The sequence below is a fragment of the Sediminicoccus sp. KRV36 genome, assembly GCF_023243115.1.
Classification (GTDB): Bacteria; Pseudomonadota; Alphaproteobacteria; order Acetobacterales; family Acetobacteraceae; genus Roseococcus.
In genome coordinates, this window is sequence record NZ_CP085081.1 from 2,513,581 (window position 1) to 2,529,567 (window position 15,987).

Annotated in this window: 16 protein-coding genes; 11 read left to right on the plus strand and 5 right to left on the minus strand. The window is 68.6% G+C overall.

Going from position 1 to position 15,987, the window contains the following annotated elements; translation table 11 throughout:
• Positions 1-12 precede the first annotated feature (12 nt).
• The 6 genes from LHU95_RS11735 to speE all read left to right on the plus strand — a co-directional run bounded on the left by LHU95_RS11735 (position 13) and on the right by speE (position 6,347).
• Positions 13-648 (plus strand): hypothetical protein, encoded by a 636-nt coding sequence (locus tag LHU95_RS11735; RefSeq protein ID WP_248707142.1) that lies wholly within the window; start codon positions 13-15, stop codon positions 646-648.
• 57 nt (positions 649-705) lie between these two features.
• Entirely contained in the window at positions 706-1,092 is a 387-nt protein-coding gene (locus LHU95_RS11740; RefSeq protein ID WP_248707143.1) for a chemotaxis response regulator CheY, read from the plus strand.
• Positions 1,085-1,675, plus strand: a complete 591-nt coding sequence (locus LHU95_RS11745; RefSeq protein ID WP_248707144.1) for a protein phosphatase CheZ — start codon at positions 1,085-1,087, stop codon at positions 1,673-1,675. The genes LHU95_RS11740 and LHU95_RS11745 overlap by 8 nt, the downstream gene beginning before the upstream one ends.
• On the plus strand, positions 1,675-4,737 hold the full coding sequence (locus tag LHU95_RS11750; protein ID WP_248707145.1) for a hypothetical protein: 3,063 nt from the start codon (positions 1,675-1,677) through the stop codon (positions 4,735-4,737). The genes LHU95_RS11745 and LHU95_RS11750 overlap by 1 nt, the downstream gene beginning before the upstream one ends.
• A 178-nt stretch (positions 4,738-4,915) precedes the next feature.
• Positions 4,916-5,389, plus strand: coding sequence for an adenosylmethionine decarboxylase (speD, locus tag LHU95_RS11755; RefSeq protein ID WP_248707146.1), 474 nt, complete (start codon positions 4,916-4,918; stop codon positions 5,387-5,389).
• A gap of 94 nt (positions 5,390-5,483) precedes the next feature.
• Positions 5,484-6,347 (plus strand): polyamine aminopropyltransferase, encoded by an 864-nt coding sequence (gene speE / locus LHU95_RS11760; protein WP_248707147.1) that lies wholly within the window; start codon positions 5,484-5,486, stop codon positions 6,345-6,347.
• Positions 6,348-6,632: 285 nt separating this feature from the next.
• Here the strand turns inward: speE and LHU95_RS11765 are convergent, their stop codons facing one another.
• The 5 genes from LHU95_RS11765 to LHU95_RS11785 form a co-directional block, all read right to left on the minus strand.
• Positions 6,633-7,598: a tripartite tricarboxylate transporter substrate binding protein gene (locus tag LHU95_RS11765; RefSeq protein ID WP_248707148.1), complete on the minus strand. Its 966-nt coding sequence runs from the start codon at positions 7,596-7,598 to the stop codon at positions 6,633-6,635.
• Between the two features lie 12 nt (positions 7,599-7,610).
• Positions 7,611-8,447 (minus strand): ABC transporter substrate-binding protein, encoded by an 837-nt coding sequence (locus LHU95_RS11770; protein WP_248707149.1) that lies wholly within the window; start codon positions 8,445-8,447, stop codon positions 7,611-7,613.
• 154 nt (positions 8,448-8,601) lie between these two features.
• Complete coding sequence (locus LHU95_RS11775; RefSeq protein ID WP_248707150.1) at positions 8,602-9,318, minus strand: PIG-L deacetylase family protein; 717 nt, start codon at positions 9,316-9,318, stop codon at positions 8,602-8,604.
• Positions 9,315-10,286, minus strand: coding sequence for a VOC family protein (locus LHU95_RS11780; protein WP_248707151.1), 972 nt, complete (start codon positions 10,284-10,286; stop codon positions 9,315-9,317). The genes LHU95_RS11775 and LHU95_RS11780 overlap by 4 nt, the downstream gene beginning before the upstream one ends.
• Positions 10,287-10,312: 26 nt before the next feature.
• Positions 10,313-11,302, minus strand: a complete 990-nt coding sequence (locus LHU95_RS11785; RefSeq protein ID WP_248707152.1) for a LysR substrate-binding domain-containing protein — start codon at positions 11,300-11,302, stop codon at positions 10,313-10,315.
• Positions 11,303-11,395: 93 nt separating this feature from the next.
• Between LHU95_RS11785 and secG the strand changes: the two genes are divergently transcribed.
• Genes secG through LHU95_RS11810 form a run of 5 tightly spaced genes read left to right on the plus strand, consistent with a single transcriptional unit; the run spans position 11,396 to position 15,974 of the window.
• Entirely contained in the window at positions 11,396-11,707 is a 312-nt protein-coding gene (gene secG, locus LHU95_RS11790; protein ID WP_248707153.1) for a preprotein translocase subunit SecG, read from the plus strand.
• 58 nt (positions 11,708-11,765) lie between these two features.
• Complete coding sequence (locus LHU95_RS11795; protein ID WP_248707154.1) at positions 11,766-13,400, plus strand: CTP synthase; 1,635 nt, start codon at positions 11,766-11,768, stop codon at positions 13,398-13,400.
• Positions 13,400-14,215 carry a 3-deoxy-8-phosphooctulonate synthase gene (kdsA, locus tag LHU95_RS11800; protein ID WP_248707155.1) on the plus strand — a complete coding sequence of 272 codons (816 nt, stop codon included), beginning with the start codon at positions 13,400-13,402 and terminating at the stop codon, positions 14,213-14,215. The genes LHU95_RS11795 and kdsA overlap by 1 nt, the downstream gene beginning before the upstream one ends.
• A gap of 23 nt (positions 14,216-14,238) precedes the next feature.
• Entirely contained in the window at positions 14,239-15,183 is a 945-nt protein-coding gene (locus LHU95_RS11805) for a tripartite tricarboxylate transporter substrate-binding protein (RefSeq protein ID WP_248707156.1), read from the plus strand.
• The gene (locus LHU95_RS11810) at positions 15,180-15,974 is read left to right on the plus strand and encodes an alpha/beta fold hydrolase (protein WP_248707157.1); all 795 of its coding nucleotides are present in this window, start codon (positions 15,180-15,182) and stop codon (positions 15,972-15,974) included. The genes LHU95_RS11805 and LHU95_RS11810 overlap by 4 nt, the downstream gene beginning before the upstream one ends.
• The last annotated feature ends 13 nt before the right edge of the window (positions 15,975-15,987 follow it).

A 15,987-nucleotide genomic window follows, 5' to 3' on the forward strand; every position in this document is an offset into this window, starting at 1 on the left:
GGAACGCAGGACATGATCCGCCTTCCGCGCCCGCGCCTCCTGCCTCTTTCGCTGCTGGGCATGCTGGCCTTGCTCGGCGTGAAGCTGGAAGGGCTTTGGCCTGATGGGGCGGTGCCTGGCCGGCTGGTTTCGCAAGCCGTGGCCAGCGCGCCCGCCGCCGCGCCCGTCCCGCCGCCCACGCCACCTGTAGCGCCCGCCTCCATACCCATCCCGCGCAGCGAGGCGCCGCCCACGCCAGATGCGCTGGCCGAACGCGCGGTGCTCGAAGCCCTGCGCGCCCGCCGCGCCGAAATCGAAGCGCGCGAGGCCGCATTGGCGCAACGCGAAATGCTGATCGCCGCGGCGGAGCGCCGGCTGGCCGATCGCCTCGATGAGCTGGGGGCCCTGCGCCAGCGGCTGGAGGCCGAGGGCCGCCAGCGCGACGAGCGGACCGAGCAGGGCTGGCGGCAGATGGTGCGGCTCTATGAGGGCATGCGGCCGCGCGATGCGGCCGGCATCTTCGATGATCTGGACATGCCCGTGCTCATCCAGGTGGTGGATCGCATGCGTGAGGCGAAGGCGGCCCCGGTGCTGGCCGCGATGCGCCCGGAGCGCGCGCGCCTGGTGACGACCGAACTCGCCCGGCATCGCTCGCGCCCCTTGGAATAACCGCATCTTAACCCGCACCGCGCCACAAGGGTTGCGGCAACGAAGGAGTGACTGCTGATGGCACTGGACAAGAACATGAACGTCCTCATCGTGGACGATTACAAGACGATGCTGCGCATCATCCGCAACCTGCTGAAGCAGCTCGAATTCGACAATGTGGAAGAAGCAACGGACGGCGCCGAAGCGCTGGCGAAGCTGCGGGCGGGCAATTTCGGCCTGGTCATCAGCGACTGGAACATGGAGCCGATGACGGGCCTCGACCTCCTCAAGGAGGTGCGCGCGGATGCCCGGCTGAAGAACCTGCCCTTCATCATGATCACGGCCGAGAGCAAGACGGAAAACGTCGTCGCGGCGAAGGCGGCGGGCGTCTCCAACTACATCGTCAAGCCGTTCAATGCGGAAACCCTGCGCGAGAAGATCGAGAAGGTCCTGATCCATGCCTGACGGAAGCGGGCAGGACCCGATCGAGCAGGCGGTGCGCCAGGTGCTGGGCAGCCTTGCCGGTGACATGACCAGCGTTGAAGCCTCCCTGCTGGCGGAGCTGGAAGCGCTGGGCCGCGAAGTGCAGCGCGCCAAGTCCGAGATGGCCGCCCTCCGGGTGGACGACATCAATGACAGCCATATCCCCCGCGCCACGGATGAGCTGGACGCTGTGGTGGAGCACACGGCCAAGGCCACCAACGAAATCCTCGATGTCTGTGAAGGGCTGGAGGCGATGCAGTCGCGCCTCTCGTCGGCGGAGGCCGAGAATCTCGGCATCGCCGTGACGCGCATCTACGAGGCATGCAGCTTCCAGGACATCACCGGCCAGAGGATCAGCAAGGTGGTGAGTGCGCTGAAGGCGATCGAGCAGCGTGTGGCCGAGGTCACCGCACGCTTCGCACCGGGTGGCCCCATGCCCGCCGTGGAGGATGAGCTGCCCATCACGCCGGTGACGGAGGGGCGTGCCCTGGCCAATGGGCCACAGATGCCGGGCGCGGCCAGCAGCCAGGAGGAGATTGACCGCCTCCTGGCGAGTTTCGACTGATGCGCGGCCCGGCCCTCGGTCTCCTGCTGGGGCTTCTTGCGCTGCCCGCCCTGGCGCAGGAGCGCGTGGCCGTCCGCACGGGCGACCACGCGGGCCATGGCCGGATCGTCTTCGACTGGGCCGCGCCGCCCAGCTATCAGGCGGAACAGCAGGGGGACCGCGTCATCCTGCGCTTCCCCAATCCCGATACGATTGATCTGGCCGGCGCACGCCGCCTGCCGCGCAATCTCCTGGCCGTTACGCGGGTCGCCGGGGGGGTCGAGCTGACGCTGCGGCCCGGCGCGCGCATGCGGCATTTCCGCAACGGCCCCAAGGTGGCGATCGACCTTCTTGATCCGCCGGAAGCGGGAGCACCGCCAGCACGGCCGGCGGAAACCCGGCAAACCGAGGCCGCAGCGCGCCCGGTGACGCGCCCTGTGGAAGCGCGGCCGGCGCAGGAGAATGCCCGTGTTGCCGCATCCCGGACGGCGCCGCGTGAGCCAGCGCCCCCGCCCAGCAGCGCGGAGTTGTCCAACCGGCCGCCGGCGCCCATTGCAGCTGCCGCGCCGGTGCTGCTGCCTCCATCCGCCCCCACGCCACCCGCCATGCCGCGGAGCGAGCCGACCCCGGCCGGCCCGACCTTGGCCATCGCTCCGCCGCCCACCCCGCCGGCAAGGTCACCGCAGCCCCTTCCTGAGCCCATGCGAGCCGAAGCGCCGGCCGCCACGCCGGAGCAGCCCGCAGTGCGCATACAACAGCCGCCACGTCCCGTTGCGGCGCAGCCACCCTTGGCCAGCTTGGCAGGGCCCGCCCCCCTGCGCGCAAGGCTGGTGGATGACGCCGCTCTTGGTCCTTCCATGCGGCTTACCCTGGGCACCGGCACGGGTCTCGCGGCCCTGCGCCGTGGCGAGCAGGCGCTACTCGTGATCGAGACGGAGCGCCCCATCGAATTCGGCGGCTTGCTGCGTGAGCCGGCCTTCAACGGCATCCAGGCGAGGAGCTTGCCCGGCGCCACATTGGTCACCTTTCCGCTCGCCCCCTCCCGCCAGGTCGCCTTGCGGCAGGAGGGCAATGACTGGTTCGTGGCGCTGGTGCCGCGCCAACATCCGGCGGCCACGGCGATTCCAGCTTTGCGGGCGGAATTCGACCAGGGCCGCACCATCCTGCATGCGGCGCGGCCCACCCGCGTGGTCAGCCTCACGGACCCATTGACGGGCGGCCCGCTGCTGCTCGGCCTGGTTGCGCAGGCGGCACCGCGGCAAATCGTGACGCGCGGCCTCGCGGAGCTTGATCTGCTGGAGACCTTCCTGGGCGTTGCGGTGCTGGCACGGGCGGACCGCGTGGCCTTGCGCACCGGCGCCGAGCGATTCCTGCTGTCGGTGGAGGGCGGCGCCGTCTCGCTGGCGGCCGAGCCAAGCGAAGGCCAATGGGCCGCGATGGGCATGACGCGCAGCTTTGACCTGCACGGCCAGCCCATGCCCGCGCTGCTGGAACGGTTGCGCGCGCAACAGGCCTCCATCGCCTCGGCCGCGCCGCTGCTGCGGGCGGAGCCACGGCTTGCCGCCGCCCAGACGCTGCTGGCGCTGGGCCTCCCGCAGGAGGCGCAATCCATGCTGCGTCTGGGCGCACAGGAAAACCCTGAAGCGGCGCTGGATCGCCGGCAGGCCTTCCTGGCTGGCATGGCCGCGCTGCTGGCCGGCCGGCCGAGCGAGGCGACTGGGTTGGATGCGGAACTCCCTGGCTCCGATGAACTGCTGCTCTGGCGCAGCCTGCGCGCCGCGATGCAGGGCGATGCCCAGGCAGCCGCCCCTGGCCTGGCCGCTGCCTGGCCGCTGCTGTCCGCCTATCCCGAGGGGTTGCGCCGCCGTGTGATTGGCGTGGCAGCCGAGGCGCTGGTCGAGGGTGGGCAGCATGTGGCTGCCCGGCGCCTGATCGAGGGGGCGGCGGATGAGCCTGCCATCCTGCTCGCCCAGGCCAAGCTGGAGGAAGCGAGCGGCCAGCCCGCGCGCGCCCTGGAGGCCTATGAAGCCGCCGCCAATGGTCGGGACCGGCTGATGCGCGCGCGTGCGCTGCGGCGCGGCATTGAGTTGCGGCTGGCGACTGGCCGACTGGATGCGGCGGGCGCTGCGCGCGCGCTGGAGGCGGCGCTGTTTGCGTGGCGCGGGGATGCGATGGAGCTCGCCACGCGGGAGCGGATCGCGGCATTGCGGCGCGAGGCGGGCGACCCGCGCGCGGCACTCGCCCTGCTGCGTGAGACGGAGACGGCCTTCCCCGAGCAGGCGGGCAGTTTGCGCGCCCCGATCCAGGCAGCCTTCCTGCACGCGCTTGAAGTCGAATCACCCCTCGGCGCCGTAGCACTCTACGACGCCCATCCTGAGCTGCTCCCGCCGGGCGAGGCTGGTGAGGCGATGTTGGCGCTGCTGACCGAGCGATTGACCGCGCTGGATCTCTCCGACCGCGCCGCCGCCGTCTTGCGGCGCGCGATGGAGCGGGCCCCGCCGGGTGAGGATCGGGCGGCGCTTGGCGCGCGGCTGGCAGCGCAGCGCCTGGCTGAACGCGATGCGGAGGGCGCGCTCTCGGCCCTTGCCGCCAGTTCCGCGCCACGTCTGCCGCCCGCGCTGGTCGGCGCCCGCAGCCTTCTGGCCGCGCGTGCCGAGGCAAGGCGCGGCAATCGCGCTGTAGCGACGGAGGTCTTGCAGGCGCTCGGCCCGGCGGGGGATGAGGCGCTGTCCGAAATCCTCGCCGATGCGCGCGATTTTACGGGTGCGGCCGCGGCACTGGGTCGCCATCTGGCCTCGCTGCCGGCGGCATCCGGCCCCTTGCCGGAAGACGCGCAGCGGTTGGTGCTGCGCCAGGCGGCGCTGCTGGCCATGGCGGGGGATGAGCGGGGGCTCGCGCAGCACCGCGCCCGCCATGTGGCGCGAATGGCGCCCGGGCAGATGGCGACGGCGTTTGAGGCGCTGACCACGGACCCGGTGCGGGGCCTCGCGGACCTCCCGCGCTTGGCGCGGGAACTGAACCTCTTCCGGAGTTTGCCGCAAAGGCTGGAGCCTTTGCGGACTGCGCAACGCCCGGCCGGTTGAGTCGTGCGTGGGGTGGGGGGGAGGTCCGCGATTTTTTCGGGGCCGAAATGTGGAATTTCATTTGACCCCCCGGCCCCCATGCCCCATATCCCCCGCCACTGACCTGTTCGAACCGACGGCCGCTGGGGCCGCACAGCCGACAATATGGTCATCTGCTGGTGGGAAAGGGGAACCCGACATGGACTCTCTCGTCCGACTGGGGATGGACTCGGAAATGCTCCCGAGCGACGCCCAGAATGCGACACATGCGTCGGCCACGGCTGGCTCCATCAGCGAGGCGAAGGATTACTTCGTTGAGCGCAATGGCGTCCGGTATGCGGGCACGCACCTGATCATTGATCTCTGGGGTGCGACGAACCTCGATGATCCAGGTCACATTGATGCGGTTCTGCGCGCGGCGGCCATCGCCTCGGGTGCGACGATCCTGCATGGGCATTTCCATCATTTCTCGCCCAATGGCGGCGTGAGTGGCGTGCTGGTGCTGGCCGAAAGCCACGTCTCCATCCACACCTGGCCGGAACGCGATTACGCGGCGCTGGACATCTTTGTCTGCGGTGATTGTGACCCGTACAAGGCCATCCCGCTGCTGAAGACCGGCTTCCTGCCGGAGCGCATCACCCTCGCCGAGCACAAGCGCGGCATGGTTGGCTGAGCCACCCGCAGCGGTGGAATGAACGGGGCCGGGCGGCAACGCCCGGCCCCTTTCTCTTGAATGGGCTTCTTGAGTGGACGTGAGGACGACAGCGATGACCGATGTGTGGGTGAATGAAACGCTTTATCCCGATTGGGGCCAGCGCTTCCTGGTGAAGCGCGAACTCGCGCGGGTGAAGAGCGAGTTCCAGGACATCATGCTGTTCGAGAGCACCTCGCATGGGCGCGTGATGGTGCTGGATGGCGTGATCCAGATCACCGAGCGCGACGAATTCGTCTATCAGGAAATGCTCACCCATGTGCCGCTGCTGGCGCATGGCGCGGCCAAGCGCGTGCTCATCATCGGCGCCGGCGATGGCGGCGTGCTGCGGCGCGTGCTGCAGCATCGCAACGTCGAGAAATGCGTGATGGTGGAAATTGACGGCGAGGTGATCCGCCTTTGCCAGGAGCATATGCCCGACATCGCGGGCGATGCCTGGACCAACCCGCGTGGCCAGGTGATCGTGGGCGACGGCATTGACTATGTGCGCCAGGCCGAAGCCGGTTCCTTCGACGTCGTGATCGTGGACAGCACGGATCCGATCGGCGTGGGCGAGGTTCTATTCACCGACGAGTTTTATCACAACGCCGCCCGCCTGCTCTCGGCCGATGGGCTGATCGTGAATCAGTGCGGCGTGCCCTTCATGCAGGCGGATGAGCTGCGCGAGACCTCGCTGCGGCGCGGCAAGTTCTTCGCTGATATCTCCGCCTATGTGGCGGCGGTGCCGACCTATGTGGGGGGCTTCATGACGCTGGGCTGGTCCGCCAAGACCAAGGGCCTGCGCGATGTGCCGGTGGCCGAAATCCGCCGCCGCGCGGAAGCGGCAGGCATTGCGGGGCTGACGCGCTACTGGACGCCGGAGATTCACGCCGGCTGCTTCAACCTGCCGCCCTACATCGCGGAAAACCTGCCCGGTTGAGGGCAGGCCAGGTTCCGGCCGCCGCTGCTTTCGGTGCGCGTGTTTGCGGCGAAGTTCCTTTTCACCACCGGGTGGCGTGGCTTGCGGGCTGGACCATTCGGGAGTCCCCGATCATGCGGGGCGTTGTGCAGGAACTCCGCCTGGGTGGATGTGACATGTCCGCGAGAGCGACCCGTTGGCCTTGCCCATTCGCATGGCCCGGATCGCTCTCCGTCCCCACCCGCTCACGTCATCGCCAGCGGCGGCCGGTATTTTATCCTGGGCCAGGGCGCGGCCCCTCCGCCCTCACTGAATCCTGATGTTCCGCGCCCGGACTACGGCGCCCCATCGGCTGCTTTCGGCGGCGGCATAGGCTGGCCATTCCGCAATGAGCCTCGTTTCCGCCGTGACCGCCAGCGCATCAAGGCGCGGCTGCATCTCTGGCGCGCGGAGTGCGGCGCGGCTGGCGGCATTCAGCCGCTCCAGGATGGCGGGCGGCGTGCCGGCCGGTGCCAGCATCGCCACATGCTCGACAATCTCTACGTCCGGAAAGCCTTGTTCGCGGAAGGTCGGCACGTCGGGCGCGAGCGGGCTGCGCGTGGCGGAGGCCACACCCAAAGCGCGCAAATCGCCGGAGCGGATGAAGCCCATGACGGCGGCGGCCGGCATGAAAACCATCCCGGCCTCTCCAGCCACCACGGCCTGCACGGCGGGGCCGCCGCCACGGTAATTCACCTCCAGCACCTCGATGCCGGCGGATTGCAACAGCATCTCGGTCGCGAGGTGCGAGGTGGCGCCCACGCTGGCATTGGCATAGGTCAGCCGGCTGTTGGGGCGGCGCGCCAGGGCCACATATTCGGCTAAGGTCGTCGCTGGCGAGTTGCGGTTCACCAGCATGAAGATCGGCATGGAGACCAGCAGGCCGATGCCGACGAAGTCGCGATCATTGTTATAGGGCAGTTGGTAGAGATGCGGCGCCACGGCATAGGTGCTGTTGGGCGTAATCACGATTGTATAGCCATCGGGCCGGGCGCGGGCGGCCAGGGCCATGCCGATGGTCCCGTTGGCGCCCACGCGGTTATCCACCACGAAGGGCTGGCCCAGATCGGTGGAGAGGCGCTGGCTGATCACGCGGGCGAAGGCATCGGTCGGCCCGCCCGGCCCCCAGGGAACGATGACGTTCACGGGGCGAGAGGGGAACGCCTCCTGCGCCAAGGCAGGGGTAGCAAGGCCGAGGGAGGCGGCGATCAGGCCGCGGCGGGGCAGCATCATGGGGCACTTCCTTCAGGTGATGTCCGGCGGCAGGCCCGCCCAGATCTCTTGCGGTGTTGGCGCGCGCAGGATCAGGCCCTGGCGCACGGCGTGATATGCGGCGAAGGCGATGGCCGGCATCATGACGACGCGCCCGCTCGATGGCGCCGCACCCGCCGCATCCATGAGGCGCAGCACGGCGGCCGCGTGATGCGCATGCTCGGCCCGCATGACCAGCAGGTGGTTGATGGGGGTGAAGCCATGCCGACGCAGGAATTCGGCGCTGGCGGCTGCCGGGTCCGGAAAGACCGGACGCAGCCAGTCGCCACTTGGCGCGTCATTGCCGGAGATGATGGCGTCGAGCGCGCCTTCTTTCAGCATCTGCACCATGTCGCTGCCGGCGGGTGCGCGGGTGGCGAAATCCGGATCGCGGCATTCGGCGACATGCGCATCCTCGAAGGTGATCCAGCGCACCGATTCCGGGGCCACGCCATGCGCGTCCTGGAGAATGCCACGCAGCCAGAGCCCCGTGGTCTGGCTATAGGCGCGCACGCCCACGCGCTTGCCCAGGAGATCGCCCGGGCCGCGAATCGGCGAATCCGTGCGGCAAAACAGCGAGCCCTCCTGCATGCGCGCCGCCAGGACGCGCGGCAGCAGCACCAGCGGCTTGCCATGCGCCCAGGCCTGCAGCCAGGTGGCGATGGCCATTTCGCTCACATCGAAGCGCCCCTCCCGCACCATCGGCGCGAAGGCGCGGCTGATGACGGGGAAGGGGGTGCAATCCAGCGCCACCTCCCCATCGCGCACGACGCCATCCAGCAGGGCCGCAGTCTGCGGGTAGCGGCCGATGGCGGCGGAGAGGGTGATCATGCCCCGGCCCGATCGTCGCGGCGGCTTCGCCGCGGCGTGAATCGGCCCGGCAACGCGTCCCGATCGTCGCGGCGGCTTCGCCGCTGGGTGAATCGGCCCGGCAACGCGTCCCGATCGTCGAGGCGGATTCGCCGCGGCGTGAAGCGGTTCGGCATCAGGCGAGCCGCTCGACCACATGCGGGAAGACGCTGGCATAGCCCTCGCCCCAGGTGATGGACTTGTCGCTGTTGCGGGCGGCCTGGGCACCGCGCTGCTGGGCCACGCGGGTGTAGTATTCCCACAGGTGCTCCTGGCCGGCCATGCACTCGATGGCCGCGCGCTTCTGCGCCCAGACGGGGCCGATATCGAGCAGCACATCGGGCTTCCAGTTGCATTGCTCGGGCTGGTGCGGCTCAAAGAGGAAAACGGGGGGCGCGCCCAGCACCTTCTGGCCGGGATTGTGGCCATGCGCCTGGGCGGTGATGCGGGCGTGCTGCGCGAAATCCGTCACCGCAGGGTGGTCCCAATTGTAGAGATCCTCCTTGCTGTGCGTCAGGATGAATTTCGGATGGATGGCGCGCATCACATCCACCATACGGAACAGGCTCTCCTGACTGAGCGTGATGGGGTAATCGCCCAGATCCCAGAACTGGATGTCGTGCACGCCGAGCACCTTGGCTGCCGCTTCGGCTTCCTTCTGGCGTTCGGATTTCACGCGCTCCAGCGTCATGCCGGGTTGCCGCCAGAGCTTCGCGGACTCGCCACGCTCGCCATAGCTCAGGCAGACCACCGTGACCTGGTATCCCGCCGCCGCATGCAGCGCGATGGCGCCGCCCGCACGCCAGACGAAATCGGCGGAATGGGCGGAGATGACGAGTGCTGTGTTGGTCATGAGGGGTTCTTTTCAGGCAAAGGTGGGGTGGCGTAGGTGCGGAAGCTGTCGGTGAGTTGCAGGCCCCAGGCCTGGCCCTTGTTCCGCTCGGCCTGACTCCAGGTGATGGTCTTCCAATCCGGCGCCAGCACAAGCCGCGCGCCGGAGTGGGCGAATTCAACCCGGTTCCCGCCGGGCTCGATCACATAGAGGAAGAAGGTCTGTTGGATGGCATGCTTGTGCGGGCCATTCTCGATCGGGATGCCCGCTTCCAGGAATGTGTCGGCGGCCTGGAGAATCGCCTCGCGGCTGTCCAGAGCGAAGGTGATGTGATGCAGACGGCCATGCACGCCATTCGCCTCGCGCCCATAGGCGACGTCGTAGGATTTGTTGGTGGCGGTGAGCCACATTCCCATCTCGATTCCATTGTCGAAGACGATGCGCTCGGTGCAGCGCAAACCGAGGTTGCGCTGGAAGAATTCGCGGCAGGCGGCGACATCCACGGCGAGGCAATTATAGTGGTCCAGCCGCCGCACATTCACGCCGCGCGCGGGATAGCGCTCGGCCTGGTTGCGCAGGGCGGGGCGGCGTTCTGGCGGGGCCTCGTACCATTGGGTGTCGTAGTAAAGCTCCACCACATGGCCATCCGGATCACGGAAACGGCGGCTGGTGCCATGGCCGAAATTGCCATCAACGACGGTGACTTCGACCCCATCGGCCCGCAGCGCGGCCAGTCGCCGTTCCAGCGCCTGCGGGCTGCGCGCCCGATACGCGGCATGGCCCAGGCCGGAAGTCCGGGCCGCCGTGAGTTGCAGCGAATAGGTCTCGTAATCATCCCAGCCGCGCAGGAAGACGCTGTCGCCCTGCTGGCCGCTGACGGTCATGCCGAGAATGTCGCGGAAGAAGGCAAGGCTGGCCTCGGGTTGCGGGGTCAGCAATTCGACATGGCCGAGATGCGCCACATCCATGATGGGTTCCGCCGCTTCCACTGTTTCTCTCCCCTGGTCCCCTCGTTCTAGCGGGAGCGCGTCCTGGCTGTCTTATGGATTTTGCGGCGCAAGCTATTCTCATCCGGCATAACCGAAAGCCCCTGCGCCGCGATCTCCCCGAGATGCGCCCTCAGTGCCGCGACGAAAGCCAGCCCCGCCTCGGGCAGTGGCCGGTCCCCGGGCAGGATCAGGCCGGCTGGGCGGGGTGGCGCCGCCTGATCCAGCGGCAGCACTCCCAGCGTGCCGCGCAGCAAATCCCCTACCATCATGAGGCGCGGCATGACGGAAACCATGTCGCTCGCCAGCAGCATTTCCCGGATGAAGCCGTAGGAGCTGGAGCGCAAGGGCGCCTGGGCAGTCAGGCCGAGGGCGGCCAGGCGCTCGTCAATCTCCTGGCCGACGCGCTGGCTGACGGTGGGCAAGATCAGTTCGCAGCCCTTGAGGGCCACGGGCGTCACCGGCTGGTTGAACAACGGATGCCCGGCCCGGGCCAGGAAGGAAATGGGCTCCTCCCAGAGCGCCTCGCGCAGAAAGCCATCCGGCGTGGCGGGCGGGTAGAGGCGCCCTACCACCAGGTCAATCTCACCGGTCGCGAGCAGCGGCAGCAGTTCTTCCATGCGCCCTTGCTGCAGGCGCAGCTGGATCTCCGGCCGGGCCTGCTTGAGCTGGATCAGCGCGCCCGGCAGAACGCCGACGGCCGCCACGGGCAGCACGCCGATCGCCAGTTGCGCGCCGGCCAGGTGATCCAGCGCTTCCTCGGCACGATGCAATTCCGCCAGAACGCGGCGGGCCAGGCGGGTGATGACCAGGCCAGCCTCTGTCGGGCGCACACCGCGGGCGTGGCGGGTAAAAAGGCTCGCGCCGATCACCTGCTCCGCCTCCTGCAGGGCACGGGTCAGCGCAGGCTGGCCAAGGCCGAGCATGGCCGAGGCGCGCAGCAGGCTGCCCTGCGCCTCGATCGCGTCAATCACGCGCAGCCATTGCAGCTTGAGACGGCGGTCCAGATGGCGTCGCATGGCGCAAAGCTATCAAGAAAACGCATGAGGCGCGAGGGCAGGCCGCATCCGCGCTAGCCATGGCGCCTGGGCCGCGCTAGGAGGTGGCGCATCATGTCCACCATTCTCACCATCATCTTCCTGCTGGTCACCCTGGCGCTGATCGGGGTCATCCTCGTGCAGCGCAGCGAGGGGGGCGGGCTTGGCATCGGCTCCTCCCAGGGCATGGGCTCCTTCATGGGCGGGCGCGGCACGGCCAACCTGCTGACGCGGACCACCGCCATCCTGGGCACCATCTTCTTCGTCCTGGCGCTGACGCTGGCCCTGCTGGACCGCGGCACTTCGGCCAATCGCTCCATCCTGGACGCGCCGGCGCCGGTCGTGGCGCCCAACCTGCCCGTCCTGCCCGCCGTTCCGACAAACTGATCCGACGCCCCCTTGAGGGGGTGTGACAGCGGGCCGGAAGTGGCTATGACGAACTCCCATGGCACGGTTCGTATTCATCACCGGTGGCGTGGTTTCCTCGCTTGGCAAGGGCATCGCGGCAGCATCTCTGGGTGCTCTTTTGCAGGCGCGCGGCTACCGCGTCCGCCTGCGTAAGCTTGACCCCTATCTCAACGTGGATCCGGGCACGATGTCGCCCTACCAGCATGGTGAGGTCTTCGTGACCGATGACGGGGCCGAAACCGACCTCGACCTTGGCCATTACGAACGCTTCACCGGCGTCCACGCCAACAAGGCGGATAACTGGACCACGGGCCGCCTCTATTCCGAGGTGATCGCCAAGGAACGGCGCGGCGATTACCTGGGTGCGACGGTCCAGGTGATCCCGCACATCACGGACGCGATCAAGGATGCCGTGACCGCCGGCACCGATGATTATGATTTCATCCTGGTCGAGATCGGCGGCACGGTGGGCGATATCGAGTCGCTGCCCTTCCTGGAGGCCATTCGCCAGCTCGCGAATGAGCTGGGCCAGACGCGCAGCCTTTTCGTGCATCTGACGCTGGTGCCCTACATCCCCTCGGCCGGCGAGTTGAAGACCAAGCCGACGCAGCATTCGGTCAAGGAGCTGCTCAGCGTCGGCATCCAGCCGCAGATCCTGCTGTGCCGCTGCGACCGCAAGATTCCCGAAAATGAGCGCCGCAAGATCGCGCTGTTCTGCAATGTGCGCCCGGAAAGCGTGATCCCGGCCTATGACGCCTCCAGCATCTACGCCGTCCCTGGCAGCTATCACCGCGAGGGGCTGGACCGCGAGGTGCTGCGCCACTTCAACCTCTCCATCTATGGCGAGCCCGATATCTCCGCCTGGGACAATGTGGTGCAGCGCATCACAGCCCCCGAGGGTGAGGTGACCATCGCGGTGGTGGGCAAGTACACCGGCCTGCTGGACGCCTATAAGTCGCTGAACGAGGCGCTGGCCCATGGCGGCATCGCCAACAACATGCGCGTGCGGCTGGACTGGGTGAACAGCGAAATCTTCGAGCGGGAAGCGGGCGAGGTGATGCGCCGGCTGGATGGCGTGCACGGCATCCTCGTGCCCGGCGGCTTTGGCGAGCGCGGCACCGGCGGTAAGATCCAGGCGGTACGTTTCGCGCGGGAGAAGAAGATCCCATTCCTTGGCATTTGCTTCGGCATGCAGATGGCGGTGATCGAGGCGGCGCGGAACCTGCTCGATATCCCGGCCGCCTCCAGCACTGAATTCGGCCCCTGCGCCGAGCCCGTCGTCGGGCTGATGACCGAATGGGTGCGCGGCAATGAGCGCGAGCAGCGCGAGGCCAGCGGCGACCTGGGCGGCACCATGCGCCTCGGCGCCTATCCCGCCTTGCTCGCCGAGGATTCCCTGGTGCGCGGCGTCTATGGCGAAAGCCGGATCGAGGAGCGGCACCGGCATCGCTTCGAGGTCAATGTCGCCTATCGCGAGCGTTTGGAAGCCGTGGGGCTGCGCTTCTCCGGCATGTCGCCCGATGGGTTGCTGCCGGAAATCGTGGAATATCCGGACCATCCCTGGTTCATCGGCGTGCAGTTCCACCCCGAGTTGAAATCCAAGCCCTTTGCGCCGCATCCGCTGTTTGCGGGTTTCGTGGGGGCTGCGGTGCGGCAGGCGAGGCTCGTCTGATGGATGTCACCATCCGGGATCTGGTGATCGGCCAGACGCGCCCGCTCGCCTTCATCTGCGGGCCCTGCCAGATCGAAAGCCGCGCTCACGCGCTGGAGATGGCCGCCGCCATCGCCGAAATGACGCGCAATCTGGGCGTGCCGATGATCTATAAATCCAGCTACGACAAGGCCAATCGCACCAGCGTTTCGGCCGCGCGGGGCATCGGCATGGCGGAGGGCCTGGCCATCCTCGCCGAGGTCCGTGAGCGCACCGGTCTGCCCGTGCTGACCGATGTGCATACCGCCGAACAATGCGCCCCCGCCGCCGAGGCGGTGGATGTGCTGCAAATCCCGGCCTTCCTCTCGCGCCAGACGGATCTGTTGCTCGCGGCCGGTGAAACAGGCGCCGCGATCAATGTGAAGAAGGGCCAGTTCCTCGCCCCCTGGGACATGAAGAACGTCGCCGCCAAGATCGCCAGTACAGGCAATCAGCGCATCCTGCTCTGCGAACGCGGTGCGAGCTTCGGCTACAACACCCTCGTCTCCGACATGCGCGCCCTGCCGATCATGGCCGAGACGGGTTACCCCGTGGTCTATGACGCGACGCATAGCGTGCAGCAGCCGGGCGGGCAGGGCGGTTCCTCCGGCGGGCAGCGCGAATTTGCGCCGGTCCTGGCGCGCGCTGCCGTAGCCGTGGGTGTGGCCGCCGTCTTCATCGAATGCCATGAAAACCCCGACGCGGCACCAAGCGACGGGCCAAACATGATCCCGATCCGGGAGATGCCGGCGCTGATCGCGCGCCTCAAGGCCTTCGACCAATTGGCGAAGTCCTGAGCTTCAAAGCAGGAACAAGACACATGCTGCGTCGCCCCCTCCTCGCTGCGCTGGCATCCGCGCCGGTGGCCGCCCTCGCGCAGACGGGCGAGGCGCCGCTGCGCGTGATCGTGCCCTTTCCCCCCGGCGGCAGCTATGACGTGGTCGCGCGCATGTTGCAGGCGGGGCTTGCCGCGCGACTGCGGCGCGGCGTCGTGATCGAGAATCGCGGCGGCGCGGGCGGCAATCTGGGTGCCGAGGCCGTGGCGCGCGCAGCACCAGATGGAAACACCGTGCTGCTCTGGGGCGATGGGGTGCTCAGCAACGCCGCCCTGCACCAGCGCCTGTCCTGGGACCCGCTGCGGGATTTCGCGCCGGTGGCCATGGTGGCGGTTTCGCCCGTCATTCTTGCGGCGCGGCCTGGCTCGCCCTCGCTCGCGCAGTTGATCGAGGCGGGGCAGCGCGAGAAGCGCGGCTACAGCTTCGGCACGGCCGGCAATGGATCGCCCGGCCACATCGCGGGCGCATTGCTGGGCCGGCTGACCGGCGTGGAGTTCCAGCATATCCCCTATCGCGGCGGCGCCCCCGCGCTGACCGACCTCATGGGTGGGCAGATTGACCTTGCCTCCAACCCCCTTCCGGCCGTGCTGCCCTTCATCCAGGGCGGGCGCCTCGTGGCACTTGCCGTGGCGGGCGAAAGCCGCATGCCGCAAATCCCCGATGTGCCAACGGTGGGCGAGCTCTTGGCCGGCTTCGCAGTCAACAGCTGGTATGGCGTGCTGGCGCCAGCACGGACGCCCGCCGCCAGCGTGACCGCGCTGGCCGAGGCGCTGCTGGCGACCGTCGCTGATCCCGCCCTGGCCGCAGCGCTCGTCGGCCAGGGCTTCGCGGTCCGCGCCCTTGGGCCGGAAGCGCTCGGCACCTTCATGGCGAGCGAGGCGCCGCGCTGGCGGCAGATGATCGCGCAGTCCGGCGCGGTGGCGGAATGACCCTCCGCGCAGCGCATGCGGCGGATGGTTGCGCCCTGGCCTATCGCATCACGCAGGGTGCAAAGGGGGCCCCGCGCGTGGCGTTGGTGCATTCCCTGGCGCTGGACCATCGCTTCTGGGACGCCGTCATCACCGCCGCGGCAGGCCGCTTCGAGATGCTCGCCCTGGATGCGCGGGGCCATGGGGCATCTCGGGCCGAGGGGCCCTTCACCGCGGCGCAAATGGCCGATGACGTGGCGGCCGTTCTGGCGCATGCCGGCTGGGATCGGGCCATCATTGCGGGTGCGTCCATGGGGGGGAGCATCGCACTCGCCTTCGCCGCGCACCATCAGCAGCGGACCCAGGCGCTGCTCGCCATAGACACCACCGCCTGGTACGGCCCGACCGCGCCGGCCGATTGGGCACGCCGCGCCAAGCTCGCGGAGGAAGGCGGCATGAAGGCCCTGCTGGATTTCCAGCGCGCCCGCTGGCTGAGCGAGACCTTCCGCGCCACGCATCCGGAAGTTCAGGCCGCACAGGAGGCGATCTTCCTGGACATGCCCATCGGCGCCTATGCCGCCGCCTGCCACATGCTGGGCGCGCTCGACCTGCGGGCCGCGATCGCGGGCATCACCGCGCCGACGCTGGTCCTGGTGGGTGAGGAGGATCTGGCAACCCCGCCCTCCATGGCGCGCGATATCGCCGACCGTATCCCGGGCGCCAGCTTCGAGGTGCTGGCCGGCGCCCGGCATTTGACGCCGCTGGAGCGCCCGGAAGCGATTGTCGCCGGCCTCGCCAGGCTGGCCGGCTGAGCGTCGGCCCTGG